The sequence below is a fragment of the Mucilaginibacter sp. A3364 genome, assembly GCF_059690715.1.
Genome location: NZ_JCAWED010000001.1, coordinates 1061444 through 1073933 on the forward strand (window position 1 = coordinate 1061444; position 12490 = coordinate 1073933).

The following is a 12490-nucleotide window of genomic DNA, read 5'->3' on the forward strand; positions in this document are numbered from 1 at the left end:
TGTATAAAAACAAGTCTTTCCGCAATTCGGCGGAAGACATAAAGAGGAAAATTATGAACGAAGAATTGAACGTAAAGAAAGAAGCAGCAGACCTGCCAAAAGTGAAAGAAGTATCAAGCCCCATAAAAAAAGGTTTGAAAACCAAGGACGCCATTGTGGCCAATTGGTTACCACGCTACACAGGCAGGCCCCTGGAAGAGTTTGGCGAATACATTATTTTAACCAATTTCTCTAAATACATCCAGCTGTTTTCTGAATGGAATGACAATGCTCCAATTATGGGTATTGACAAGCCGATGCAGAGTGTTACAGCAAAAGGCATAACCATTATTAATTTTGGTATGGGAAGCTCGGTTGCAGCTACGGTTATGGATCTGCTGACGGCAATTCATCCTAAAGCGGTAGTTTTTCTTGGTAAATGTGGTGGTTTAAAGCGTAAGAATAACGTGGGCGATTTGATACTACCTATAGCCGCTATAAGAGGCGAAGGAACATCGAACGATTATCTGCCTGCCGAGGTGCCCGCACTACCCTCGTTTGCTCTGCAAAAGGCCATATCAACCACTATTCGGGATTTCTCGTTGGATTACTGGACCGGTACATGCTACACCACCAACCGCCGCGTTTGGGAACATGATAAAAAGTTTAAAAGCTATTTAAAGGAACTACGCGCCATGGCGGTAGATATGGAAACTGCTACGATATTTACCTGCGGTTTTGCCAACAAAATACCTACAGGAGCGTTGCTATTAGTGTCTGACCAACCAATGATCCCCGAGGGTGTAAAAACCAGCGAGAGCGACTCGAAAGTAAGCGCCCAGTTTGTGGAAACACACCTGAAAGTAGGTATAGAATCATTGAAACAATTGATCAATGGTGGGTTAACGGTTAAACACTTACGTTTTTAACCAACAATGAACTAATCACTAGTCAACCAATCACTAATCAACTACCACCATGTGGCATAACAATATACTCGAAACCATTGGCAACACGCCACTAGTTAAACTAAACAAGATAGCTAAGGATATACCTGCAACGGTATTAGCCAAAATAGAGACCACCAATCCAGGCAATTCCATTAAAGACCGTATGGCCCTTAAAATGATAGAAGATGCCGAGAAGAGCGGTAAATTAAAGCCGGGTGGTACCATTATCGAGGGTACATCGGGCAATACCGGTATGGGTCTGGCTATCGCGGCTGTTATTAAGGGGTATAAATGTATTTTCACCAGTACCGATAAGCAATCCAAAGAAAAGTTTGACGCCCTGCGGGCCTTTGGTGCCGAAGTTATTGTTTGCCCTACCAATGTTGATCCGGAAGACCCGCGGTCTTATTACTCGGTTTCATCGCGATTGGAGCGTGAGGTGCCTAATTCATGGAAGCCTAACCAGTATGATAACCTGTCAAACAGCCAGGCTCACTATGAATCTACGGGGCCAGAGATTTGGGAGCAAACTGAAGGAAAAGTAACCCATGTAATAGCGGGTGTAGGCACCGGAGGCACTATATCAGGCATCTCTAAATACTTAAAAGAGCAAAACCCGGCTATACAAGTTTATGGTATCGATACGTATGGTTCGGTATTTAAAAAGTACAAGGAAACCGGTGAGTTTGATAAGAACGAGATCTATCCATACATCACAGAAGGCATAGGCGAAGACTTTTTGCCAGCCAATGTTGATTTTAACCTGATAGACCACTTCGAAAAAGTAACGGACGAAGCAGCAGCGTTGATGACCCGCGAGATAGCCCGTAAGGAGGGTATCTTTGCCGGTAACTCAACAGGCTCGGCTATAGCTGGTTTACTGCAGATGAAAGATAAGTTTAAGGCAAGTGATGTGGTTGTGGTGATCTTCCCTGACCATGGCACTCGCTATCTCGGTAAAATGTATAATGATGATTGGCTACGCGATCGTGGTTTCCTGAAAGATGGCAAACTTACCGCCCGTGATATTATCACAAAAAAAGAGAATCAGGAGATCATAACCATCGATATTGAGCGCACCGTACTCGAAGCGGTGAACACTATTAAATCGCTCAATATATCTCAAATACCCGTTACCCAACAGGGCATGGTTATAGGTAAGATAACCGAAAGCGATATACTGGATGCGTTGCTGGAAAACCCATCGCTAAAATCTCAACCGGTAAAAACTATCACTACGGCGCCGTTCCCGTTTGTTGATCTGAATGCATCAATAGATAAGATCTCGGGCATGATCAATAAAGATAACATAGCTGTGCTGGTGGAAGATGATCACGGCAAGATTGAGATCATTACCCAGTATGATATTATTAACGCGATATCGATTTAATTTGAAGATGAGTTGATTTGAGGATTTGAAAATTAATAACATCTTCAAATCAATGCATTTTCAAATCTTCAAATCAATCTACCATTTCTTAAATATCACAAACACTGCCAACACGATCAGTGCAAAACCTGCTGCATGATTCCACGCAAGTTTCTCAGTTTTGAAGAACACAATTGAAAACAGCATGAAAATGGTAAGCGTAATGGCTTCCTGGATGGTTTTTAGTTCAACTAAGGTAAATGGTCCGCCATCGCCTTTAAAGCCGGCTTTATTGGCTGGTACCTGGAAAACGTATTCGAAAAATGCCAGTCCCCAACTGATGAGGATGATAGATATCAGGCCCAGGTTCTTTCCCCAGTCATAATCTTTAAACTTCAGGTGCCCATACCAGGCAAAGGTCATGAAGGTGTTGGATATGATAAGGAAGATGATTGTTTTTAGTCCGCGCATGGGTGTTATTTGATACGGGTTTCCTTTAAGTGTTTTTTATACTTTTCATTTAACACCGGTTTAGGACGAACGATAAGCATAATGGTCGAACCTTTCTCAACCGCCAGTGGGTTATTTACAGTACCTGTTTTCTCTACGCTTTCGGCAATAGGCGCAAAAACAGAATAGGCGTCCCAATAGCGGGTATCGTTTACATAAACTACGTACTGGGCGGCCATTTCATCAGGTGCCCATAAGGCAAAGCTGCTGTTAAGCGATATAGGCTCGGGTAAATTGTATTTATGGCGATATTGATGGAGTGCGCCTGCCAGGCCATAGTTATCGGCATAGATCACCGCGTTCTTTTTCTGCTCGGGCGAGAGATGATGATAGGTAACTGCCACTTTCTGCACCATCTCCTCCCAACCAAACATATCGGCATAATCCTGCGTGGTGGCATGGTTTTTCTGATCCTCCCAACGGGTAATGAATTTTAGCGAGGATACATTTTTATTGATGAATTCAAAAAAGGCCAGCGTAGGTTTAATAGGCAGCACCGGCAATACCATAGGTAAAAATATGAGGTTAGGCACTGTAAACAACACCAGCACTACTACCCGTAAAGCCCGGCTTGATTTTATCCAGCGCTCAAAACCATAACCGCCCGCCGCAAATAGCATAGGGTAGGCCCCAAACAGGTAATAGCTTTTGCCGTTCATCTGCAGCAAAAACAAAAATATAAACACGTACGCAATAGCAAGGAATTGGAATTTACGCAGCTTGAACGAGAAGAACAAAAACAGCAAGCCAACCACCCACACAAACAAAGCCATAGCATTAACCAGTAATTGCTGGCCTATAAACTGCATAGGGCTAATGTAACCCAATTGCTTTTCCTTTAACTCGGCCATGTGGCTAAGCACCGGGAAATGGTGTTGTATCTGCCATATAAAGTTTGGTAGTACTACCAAAAAGGCTACCGCAATGGTACCCAGCATATGCCGGTTCCAAAGCACCACTCGACGCTGCTTGGTAATGAGCAAGGCTATCACTACCGAACCTGCAAAGAATAGCATGGTGTACTTGGTCAATATACCCAAGCCTATAACAATGCCAATAAAATACAGGTATTTAGGTGCGTTGGTGTTAATATAGCGCAACAGCAGCCAAACAGCTAACACCCACCATAATTGATCGAACACCACGGGTTGAAACAAGTACCCACTGGCCATAAATGCCGGCGAGAATATAAGCGCCAAACAGGCCAGTGCAATAGCAAACCTTTTACCGCCAAACTCAACGGTTATTTTACCGGTTAGCCATATAATTAATGCACTGCAAAGAGTAGGAAATATCCGCGCCGCGAAAACAGAATCGCCAAAAAACGTTTTGGTAAGCTTGGCCACCACAGCAATAAGTGGTGGTACTTCTTTATAGCCCCAGTCCAGATGATCGGCAAGTACAAGGTGTAATAACTCATCGCGGTGGAAGCCATAGTGGCTGATAGCCAGTAAGTTTAAGGCTACTTTCAGAACAACAAAAATCAATATAAAGTTAGTATAACTTGATTTCCGGTTTCGGTACGGCATGTGGCTTATCAGTCGGTTTTGATAAAGATAATAATTAAAAGTATAAAGCTAAAAGCATTAAATGATAGCTAATGGATAAAGTTCGCAATCGATGGCGCAAATTTAGATGCGCAAAAAAGCCTGAGGGGTTGGTAAATTATAATTTATGCGGTAAACTTGCTCTCCGTAAATACCAATTTAACCCCAATGAAGAATTTTCTTGACGACGATTTTTTGCTTGAAACCGAGACGGCTAAAAAGCTATATCATGACTATGCTAAGGCCATGCCGATCATCGATTACCATTGCCATTTGCCGCCCGATGAGATAGCCCAAGACAAGCAATTTGCCAATATAACCCGCATTTGGCTTAATGGCGACCACTATAAATGGCGTGCCATGCGTGCCAACGGCGTTAACGAAGACTACATAACCGGTAACAAAAGCGACAGGGAGAAATTTGAAAAATGGGCGGCCACAGTACCTTATACGCTGCGTAACCCGCTATACCATTGGACGCACCTGGAGTTGCAGCGCTATTTCGGTATAAAAGACATCTTGTCGCCTGCTACCGCTGGTAAGATATACGATGAGTGTGCCGAGAAACTAGCTTCGCCGGAGTTTAGTGTGCGTAGTTTGCTAACGCGATTTAAGGTAGAAGTGGTAGGTACTACCGATGACCCGCTGGATACCTTGGAGCATCACCAAAAAATTAAGCAGGATGGCTTTGAGGTGAAGGTACTGCCTTCCTTCCGTCCGGATAAGGCGATGAATGCGGACAGCGTGGAAGCGCTTAATGCTTACATTGATAAACTGGAGCAAATAACAGGTACATCGATCAACGACCTTGACGCTTATTTAAGCGCTTTAAAGAGCCGTCATGACTACTTCGCCGCGAATGGGGGTAAACTATCAGACCACGGATTGGATCACATTTACGCCGCGGATTATACCGAAGCCGAGATCAAAACCATCTTCAAAAAAATAAGAGGAAACGAAGCGATAACAGCAGAGGAGAACGATAAATTCAAGTCGGCCTTACTGCATGAGTTTGCTTTGTGGGATCATGAAAAGGGCTGGGTACAGCAATATCACTTAGGCGCTTTGCGTAACAACAACGCGCGGGCCCTGGCCACTTTGGGGCCGGATACCGGTTGGGATTCCATAGGTGATTTTATACAGGGCAAGAATCTATCAAAATTCCTGAACAGGTTAGACACCGATAACCGCCTGGCCAAAACCATCCTGTACAACAATAACCCGGTAAATAACGATGTATTTGCGGCCATGACCGGCAATTTTAATGATGGCTCGGTAGCGGGTAAGATACAGTTTGGCTCGGGCTGGTGGTTTATGGATCAGAAGCTGGGGATGATAGATCAGCTAAACTCCTTATCAAACATTGGCTTGCTGAGCCGCTTGGTAGGTATGCTAACCGATTCGCGCAGCTTCATGTCGTTCCCGCGTCACGAGTACTTCCGCAGGATACTATGCAACCTGTTGGCCACCGATATTGAGAACGGCGAGATACCAAACAACCTGGAATGGACCGGAAAAATTGTACAGGACATCTGCTACAACAATGCCCGCGAGTATTTCGGTTTTTACGAGTAGGAAAGGAAGGCTTCGGCCTTTAATGATAACGAAAACGGTGCGCCGGGTGCGCCACTTTTAAAGTGGCGCACCCGGCGCACCGTTTTTTAGTAAAATGCTGATTGTTAATTATTTATGCGAAAAAGCGGCGCAATGCGGCGCACCCTTGGTTTTTTACAATGTGCTTATTATCACGAGTTTAAATTTAAGTCCTGAAATGCCTTTATAAAAGTGGCGCACCCTGTTTGGCTCAAATTTTAACCTTCACCACTAATTTTTTGATCAAACCTTCGCCTATCATCGGCGCGTGAACATCCTCGGGGAAGAATACCACAAATTGCCCGTCGGTTAGCGCGAAATACATATCCGGCTTATCATCGAAAAACTGCACATCGCGTTCGGCGCTATATTCTATTTGTGAATTTTTGCAGGCCGATATCGGCTTCCAACCCATCGTTTCGTGTCCGTGAATGCAAACCTGTATGTCGATATTCTGACGATGGCACTCAAATGTTTTTTCTGCAAGCTCGGCTGTCTTACCGGGGTCATTGGATACAATAACCTTAATGCCATCGGCCACTTCAATTACGCCGTTGTCCAGCGCAGCCAAATCGGTCGACCGTAAATATTCAAATGCCGTTTTAAAGTTTCTATGCAGTCCGTAATATTTTTCGGCAGCGTGTAGGGTGTCTATTATCATTGTTGTTTTTATTGTCGATGGTCGATAGACCATGGTCCATGGCAAATATAACTATGGTCCATGGACTATCGACCATAGACCCAAAAAACTATCGCTGTATCTTCCCCGAACCATCGCCGCCTACCAGGGCCTGTATCTCGGCTACTGTAGCGTGGTTCATATCGCCGGGGATGGTGTGTTTTAATGCTGCCGATGCTACGCCAAATTCGGCGGCTTCGGTGGCGGTCCGGCCGCTTACCAAGCCGTAAATAAAGCCGCTGGCGAAAGAATCGCCGCTGCCCACACGGTCAACTATGCGTATTTGGTATTGTTTGGTTTGATGAAGTTCCGTGCCGTCGTAAACCAAAGCGCTTAGGGCATTGTCAGACGCGCTTGGGCTTTCCCGCAAGGTAGCGGCAATGTATTTAAAGCCAAATCTGCTTTGCAGCTCTTTGAATGCCTCTGTGTAAGCGGCATGATCATAAGCCTTACCTACCAAATGCGTACCGAAACCTATGGTAGCATCGGGCCCTATGCACACATCAACATGTTGGCAAAGTTGGCTTATTACCTTTTGGGCCTGCTCAACGGTCCACAGTTTTTTGCGGTAGTTAAGGTCAAGGCTGGTGGTAATGCCTTTGGCTTTGGCGGCTTTTAGGGCGGCTAATGTAAGAGCGGCAGCTTTTTCGCTAAGGGCAGGGGTAATGCCGCTGGTATGGAACCAGCTTACGCCATCAAATATTTTATCGAAATCAAATTCGCTCAGTTCTACTTCGGTTATGGCGGCATCGGCACGGTCATAAATAACCTGCGAGGCACGCATCGCTACGCCCGGCTCTAAAAAATATAAGCCCAGTCGCTTGCCACCGCGAGCCACAAATTGCGTATCAACCCCAAAACGACGCAGATGATTAATTGCTGATTGCCCCAAAGCATTATCGGGCACTTTACTCATAAAAACACCATTAAGGCCATAATTACATAGCGCCGCGGCTACGTTAGCTTCGCCACCACCGTAGGTAATGTCAAAACTTTCGGTTTGTACAAATCGTTTATATTGAGGGGTTGAAAGCCTCATCATTATTTCGCCAAGCGTAACTACTTTTTTGGGCATAGGGTTAATTGGTGTTTAGCCAAAAGTACATTAAAGCATCATAATTAAGAAGCCTTTGCGGGCAAAAACAAGGAAATCGTTTGCGTAAAAATGACGGCATGCAGGCCACGTTTGTGATATATCTTTTCTACATTTATCCCTTCTATACCCAATCAAATGGACAAAAAAGCAGCTATCTTAAAACTGATACCCGAGCAGGGTATGTTACCGCTATATTTTAATCAAAGCGAAGAAGTAAGTGTAAACATATTACACGCGCTATACAACGCTGGTATAAAAACCATTGAGTACACTAACCGTGGCGAGGCCGCGCTTAAAAACTTTGTGAAGCTGCGCGAAATTTGCGACAAAGAACTTCGCGGAATGTACCTGGGTGTAGGCACTATTAAAGATGCCCAAAGCGCGCAGGAATTTATTGATGCGGGGGCCGATTATATTATAAGCCCGGGTTTGGTAGAAGAGGTTGCAGCGGTAGCCGATGATAACCATATGCTTTGGATACCGGGTGCAATGACCGCCACCGAGATCATCAAAGCCGAGAACATGGGCGCTAAATTTATCAAACTGTTTCCGGGTAATTTACTGGGGCCAACATTTATGGCGGGTATCCGTCCGTTGTTCCCAAACACCATGTTTATGCCTACCGGTGGGGTAGAGATCAATAAGGACAATATCTCTGCCTGGTTTAAGGCAGGCGTAAGCGCTGTAGGTATGGGCAGCCAACTGGTGAGCAACGCGGTGATGGAAGGCCAGTTGTATGCTGAGTTGACTGAAAATACTAAACGCGCGTTAGCGATAGTTAAAGAGAGTCGATAGTCCGTAGTCGATAGTCCATGGTCTTTTTGTATTATGCAGGAACAACCCAACAATAAACTTCACGGCATTACTTTAGAAGCCATACTGAACGATTTGGTGGCCAGGTATGGTTGGGCCGAAATGGGTTACCGTATCCGTATTAATTGTTTTTTGAGTGACCCGAGCATTAAATCGAGCCTGAAGTTTTTGCGAAAGACCGAATGGGCGAGGAAGAAGGTAGAGGAGCTTTACCTAGAAGGGAAATAATAGAGGGAAATTTATAATTGAGGCGCAATTATACTTTTTTAGGTGGCAGATCAAATGCTACCGCTTCGTGTTCAAAATGGCCCTTGTGCGATCCGTCGCAGAAAGGTTTGTTGGCCGATAGGCCGCAACGACAGATAGATACCACCGTTCTGCCCTGCAAATTGTAGGCATTGCCTTGTGGATCTACGATCTCGAAATCGCCATCGATCTTTACCGAACCATTATTATTGATAGTAAGTTTTGTTGACATAGTATTGTTATTTGGCTGCAAATATAGCTTACAACAATACCAGCTTTTTAAAATTAATGCTATTCAGAATCTATCTAAAGCTTATCCGCCAGGCGCTGTTTTGCACCGCTCAGCCATTCGTTTTTTAGTATGCTCAGGATGATAGAATCCCGGCGCCCGCCATCAGCCAACGGCAAATGATTACGCAAAATTCCTTCGGGCGTACAGCCTATGCTTTTCATAGCGGCAATACTGCGGTCGTTTCGTGCATCGGCTCTAAATTCAACGCGTTCTATCCCCAATGTCTCAAACGCGAATTGAAGGAGCAAAAACTTGCAACGCTTGTTAAGGCCGGTGCCTCTGAAAGCCTGCCCGTACCAGGTGTAGCCTAACTGCAGTGACTGATAAGCTGGCTGGATATCATAAAAGCGCGTGCAGCCGGCATATTGCTGTGTCTGTTTATCAAAAACTATAAACGGGTATTCCTTGCCTGCCTCGCGCGCGGCCAGGGCATCGTTTATATATTGACGCATGCCTTCTTCGCCCGCGGCGCTTTTTAACGAGTAAAACCAGGTATCGGGTTCATTTATAGCGAAGGGGATCAAAAACTCAGCATCTGTCGCCTGCAAGGGGCGCAATAATACTTTGTCGTCTTCAAGCGTGTATTGTTCGGTAGGATTAAATGTAGTGCTCATTTATATGTTTTATGCTGTTTCTTCCTGCACGGGTTGAACCAGGTTTTTAGGGATGTTGATGGTAAATGTGGTGCCCGTGCCAAAAGTCGATTCAACGTTTATCGAACCTTTATGCTGTTCAACAATACCAAATACGATCGAGAGGCCCAGGCCGGTACCTTCGCCTATGTTTTTGGTGGTGAAGAAAGGTTCAAATATACGTTGTTTGGTTTCGGGCGTCATGCCAATACCGGTATCAACCACTTCAATAGCTACGTGGTCTGCAAAATTACGGGTTATAACCAATACGCTTTCGTTGTGATGCGTTTGTTTGGCTTTAATGGCCTGGATGCTGTTGGTAACCAGATTGATAATAACCTGGTTTATTTTACCTACGTAACATGGTATAGGGTCAAGCTTATCCAGTATTGGCTTTACATCGATGTAGTAGGGAACGTAGCTGCGCAATATGATCAGCGCGTTTAATATGGCCGTGTTAATATTGCCTGGTTTAAGCTCAAGGTCATCCATACGGCTAAAGGTGCGCAGGCTTCTAACGATCTCGGCGCTGCGGTTTACGCCTTCTTCAATACCGCTAAGCAGGCCCAGTATTTCTTCCTTTACAAAATCGGCATTAATTTGCTGTTTGTGCATTTTGGCCAGTTGCAAAAGCTCGGGTTTATCAGGGTGATTGGCCGCGTCCTCATACCTGTCCAGCATTAAAAATAATTCTTCAAAGTCCATGCGCAAGGGTTTTACGTTGGCGCTGATAAAATTCATAGGATTATTAATTTCGTGCGCCACACCGGCTGTTAGTTGGCCAAGCGAAGCCATTTTTTCTGTTTCCACCAGTTTAATTTGTGCCGATTTTAGGTTATCAATGGTTACAGACAAATTTTTATTGGTAGCAATTAATTCCTGCGTACGCTCCTTAACTTTTCGTTCCAGTATCAGGTTTTGCTCCAGTGTAAAGCGTTCGTTTTTTTGCGCAGTGGTTAATGATGCCTGTTGCATCAGCTGTTTTTGCGAACGATAAAAGTTTATCTTATCCGCCAGTGCCACCGAAAAAAGCACCAGCTCGATAGTGGTGGTATAAATAATGTTATTTGCGGTAAAATAATTGTAAGGCAGCAAGCCATAGTTGCGCGCTATGGTTATTAATAACGACAGCAGCACAAATCCCCAACCTATTAAAAAAAACTTAGATGGCTTGTAGCCTTTAAAAATCAAGTGTATGCCAATAACTAATAAGGATATTGCCGTTACAGATGCCGAAATGGTTATAGTTATGTAACCCACATGGGTGTACCCCAGCACAATGGCCATAGCCGCAACAAAGTACAAGCCATACAGCGTGAAACAATACTTGTAGTAAGGTTTCAGGTTTTCTTTAAGCTGCAAAAACTCAAACGCGAACAATATAAGCGAGGCTCCGAAAAATATACGCGACAGCGGGATAAGGTATTTATTAACTATCTCCTTACTGCCCGGAAATATGCTATTACCATGCCCCATTAAAAACACCAGGGTAAGCCCGGCGAAGATGATGTAGATGACGTAATACAAATAACTACGATCGCGCACCATAAAAAACAGCATGAAGTTGTACAACGCCATTACAACAAATATGCCCAGCACAAAGCCGCTCAATAAAATATAGGTGCGATGTTCCTGTAAAAAACTGTTTTTGCTATGCAGCTTAATAGGCAACACGGTTGAGGCCGGGCTGCTAACTTTTACAAAAAAGGTATTGCTTGTGTTTACCGCTAAAGGTATCCCTATAAAATGGGCTTCCTTGTCGGCAAGGCCCGCGTAGGCCCGGGCGTTGTTATAATTGAGCTGCTTGAGTTGATTTGTTAGTGGGTCGGTATAAAAGATCTCAAACTTGTCGACTATACTATTGTTGATGGTAGCCATGATAAATGGCTTATCGGTGTTGTTTTTTAAAACAAACTTAAGCCAGGCAATGGGCTTATTGTATTTTAAAACCGGGAACGAGGATGTTATAGGGCGAAAACCGGGGTGGCCAATAATACGTTGCAGGGTCAGGCTGTCGGCTTTATGTAACTCCAGGAAATATTGATTGGTTAAATATTTGCTTTGGTTAGGGCCAATAACCAGCGTATCTGTTTGCGCCGCCGCAGGGCAGATGTATTGTATCAGAATAAAAAGTAATAAAACTAATTTTTTCATTATTACATACAATAGTTAACGCGGGAGTATAAAAATGCACAGAAAATTGAAATTTTCAAGGTAAATTAATTTTTTAGGCTTACCTTGCTGTTTCCTAAACTAAAAAAAACATATGCCAGTAGGGGTTTTATATATAGACGATGAGATCAATAACCTGAATAGCTTTAAAGCTTCGTTCAGGCGCGATTTTGAAATATTTACGGCCATGTCTGCCAAAGAGGGCCGTAAGATATTGGATACCGAAGAAATAGGCGTTATCATATCAGATCAACGCATGCCCGATATGACGGGGATCGAGTTCCTGGAATCTATCATCAATGTATATCCAAATACCATCCGCATATTGCTAACCGGTTTTTCTGACATTAATGCCGTTATGGACGCCATAAACCGCGGGCAGGTATATAAATACCTGGTTAAGCCATGGCAAAATGATGAGCTTAAAATGTATATAGAGAACGCCCTCGAAATTTACCATCTCCGTAAAGAAAATAAAGAACTTTCGGCCAGGTTGCAGGTTGCATTGGCAGAGCTGGAAGCGCTCGGGAAATCAGTATAAAGTTGTGTCGCTTTGATTTGTAATTACTTATAGTTAAACTTGAAGTAATTATAACCCTTTTTAGTTTGTTT

At 44.0% G+C, this 12490-nt stretch carries 13 protein-coding genes; 6 read left to right on the top strand and 7 right to left on the bottom strand.

The window, feature by feature from the left end:
* The first annotated feature begins 53 nt into the window (after window positions 1-53).
* Both AC59JT_RS04710 and AC59JT_RS04715 read left to right on the top strand, forming a co-directional pair.
* Window positions 54-908 (top strand): AMP nucleosidase, encoded by an 855-nt coding sequence (locus AC59JT_RS04710; protein WP_497396455.1) that lies wholly within the window; start codon window positions 54-56, stop codon window positions 906-908.
* A 49-nt stretch (window positions 909-957) separates the two neighbouring features.
* A complete protein-coding gene (locus AC59JT_RS04715; protein ID WP_497396456.1) occupies window positions 958-2319 on the top strand; it encodes a pyridoxal-phosphate dependent enzyme in 1362 nt (453 codons plus the stop codon).
* A 78-nt stretch (window positions 2320-2397) separates the two neighbouring features.
* Here AC59JT_RS04715 and AC59JT_RS04720 read toward each other — a convergent pair whose 3' ends face one another.
* Window positions 2398-2769: a DMT family protein gene (locus tag AC59JT_RS04720; RefSeq protein WP_497396457.1), complete on the bottom strand. Its 372-nt coding sequence runs from the start codon at window positions 2767-2769 to the stop codon at window positions 2398-2400.
* 5 nt (window positions 2770-2774) lie between these two features.
* Complete coding sequence (locus tag AC59JT_RS04725; RefSeq protein ID WP_497396458.1) at window positions 2775-4337, bottom strand: ArnT family glycosyltransferase; 1563 nt, start codon at window positions 4335-4337, stop codon at window positions 2775-2777.
* Window positions 4338-4523: 186 nt separating this feature from the next.
* Between AC59JT_RS04725 and uxaC the strand changes: the two genes are divergently transcribed.
* The gene (gene uxaC / locus AC59JT_RS04730; protein WP_497396459.1) at window positions 4524-5930 is read left to right on the top strand and encodes a glucuronate isomerase; all 1407 of its coding nucleotides are present in this window, start codon (window positions 4524-4526) and stop codon (window positions 5928-5930) included.
* Window positions 5931-6159: 229 nt separating this feature from the next.
* Here the strand turns inward: uxaC and AC59JT_RS04735 are convergent, their stop codons facing one another.
* Window positions 6160-6609 carry a NanQ anomerase/TabA/YiaL family protein gene (locus tag AC59JT_RS04735; protein WP_497396460.1) on the bottom strand — a complete coding sequence of 150 codons (450 nt, stop codon included), beginning with the start codon at window positions 6607-6609 and terminating at the stop codon, window positions 6160-6162.
* An 88-nt stretch (window positions 6610-6697) separates the two neighbouring features.
* Complete coding sequence (locus AC59JT_RS04740; protein WP_497396461.1) at window positions 6698-7702, bottom strand: PfkB family carbohydrate kinase; 1005 nt, start codon at window positions 7700-7702, stop codon at window positions 6698-6700.
* Window positions 7703-7858: 156 nt separating this feature from the next.
* Between AC59JT_RS04740 and AC59JT_RS04745 the strand changes: the two genes are divergently transcribed.
* Complete coding sequence (locus AC59JT_RS04745) at window positions 7859-8518, top strand: bifunctional 4-hydroxy-2-oxoglutarate aldolase/2-dehydro-3-deoxy-phosphogluconate aldolase (RefSeq protein WP_497396462.1); 660 nt, start codon at window positions 7859-7861, stop codon at window positions 8516-8518.
* 33 nt (window positions 8519-8551) lie between these two features.
* Window positions 8552-8764: a VF530 family protein gene (locus AC59JT_RS04750; protein WP_497396463.1), complete on the top strand. Its 213-nt coding sequence runs from the start codon at window positions 8552-8554 to the stop codon at window positions 8762-8764.
* Window positions 8765-8792: 28 nt separating this feature from the next.
* Here AC59JT_RS04750 and AC59JT_RS04755 read toward each other — a convergent pair whose 3' ends face one another.
* From AC59JT_RS04755 to AC59JT_RS04765, 3 genes are all read right to left on the bottom strand, one after another.
* Window positions 8793-9014: a CDGSH iron-sulfur domain-containing protein gene (locus AC59JT_RS04755; protein ID WP_497396464.1), complete on the bottom strand. Its 222-nt coding sequence runs from the start codon at window positions 9012-9014 to the stop codon at window positions 8793-8795.
* Window positions 9015-9088: 74 nt separating this feature from the next.
* Complete coding sequence (locus AC59JT_RS04760) at window positions 9089-9688, bottom strand: GNAT family N-acetyltransferase (protein ID WP_497396465.1); 600 nt, start codon at window positions 9686-9688, stop codon at window positions 9089-9091.
* Between the two features lie 9 nt (window positions 9689-9697).
* Window positions 9698-11860 (bottom strand): sensor histidine kinase, encoded by a 2163-nt coding sequence (locus AC59JT_RS04765; protein ID WP_497396466.1) that lies wholly within the window; start codon window positions 11858-11860, stop codon window positions 9698-9700.
* Window positions 11861-11972: 112 nt separating this feature from the next.
* Between AC59JT_RS04765 and AC59JT_RS04770 the strand changes: the two genes are divergently transcribed.
* Window positions 11973-12419 carry a response regulator gene (locus tag AC59JT_RS04770; RefSeq protein WP_497396467.1) on the top strand — a complete coding sequence of 149 codons (447 nt, stop codon included), beginning with the start codon at window positions 11973-11975 and terminating at the stop codon, window positions 12417-12419.
* The last annotated feature ends 71 nt before the right edge of the window (window positions 12420-12490 follow it).

Bases quoted from the DNA above. Each gene is read 5' to 3' on its own strand.
- AC59JT_RS04720 (WP_497396457.1), bottom strand. From the start codon at position 2,769: ATGCGCGGACTAAAAACAATCATCTTCCTTATCATATCCAACACCTTC.
- AC59JT_RS04755 (WP_497396464.1), bottom strand. From the start codon at position 9,014: ATGTCAACAAAACTTACTATCAATAATAATGGTTCGGTAAAGATCGAT.
- AC59JT_RS04760 (WP_497396465.1), bottom strand. From the start codon at position 9,688: ATGAGCACTACATTTAATCCTACCGAACAATACACGCTTGAAGACGAC.
- uxaC (WP_497396459.1), top strand. From the start codon at position 4,524: ATGAAGAATTTTCTTGACGACGATTTTTTGCTTGAAACCGAGACGGCT.
- AC59JT_RS04740 (WP_497396461.1), bottom strand. From the start codon at position 7,702: ATGCCCAAAAAAGTAGTTACGCTTGGCGAAATAATGATGAGGCTTTCA.
- AC59JT_RS04710 (WP_497396455.1), top strand. From the start codon at position 54: ATGAACGAAGAATTGAACGTAAAGAAAGAAGCAGCAGACCTGCCAAAA.
- AC59JT_RS04715 (WP_497396456.1), top strand. From the start codon at position 958: ATGTGGCATAACAATATACTCGAAACCATTGGCAACACGCCACTAGTT.
- AC59JT_RS04735 (WP_497396460.1), bottom strand. From the start codon at position 6,609: ATGATAATAGACACCCTACACGCTGCCGAAAAATATTACGGACTGCAT.
- AC59JT_RS04770 (WP_497396467.1), top strand. From the start codon at position 11,973: ATGCCAGTAGGGGTTTTATATATAGACGATGAGATCAATAACCTGAAT.
- AC59JT_RS04725 (WP_497396458.1), bottom strand. From the start codon at position 4,337: ATGCCGTACCGAAACCGGAAATCAAGTTATACTAACTTTATATTGATT.
- AC59JT_RS04765 (WP_497396466.1), bottom strand. From the start codon at position 11,860: ATGAAAAAATTAGTTTTATTACTTTTTATTCTGATACAATACATCTGC.
- AC59JT_RS04745 (WP_497396462.1), top strand. From the start codon at position 7,859: ATGGACAAAAAAGCAGCTATCTTAAAACTGATACCCGAGCAGGGTATG.
- AC59JT_RS04750 (WP_497396463.1), top strand. From the start codon at position 8,552: ATGCAGGAACAACCCAACAATAAACTTCACGGCATTACTTTAGAAGCC.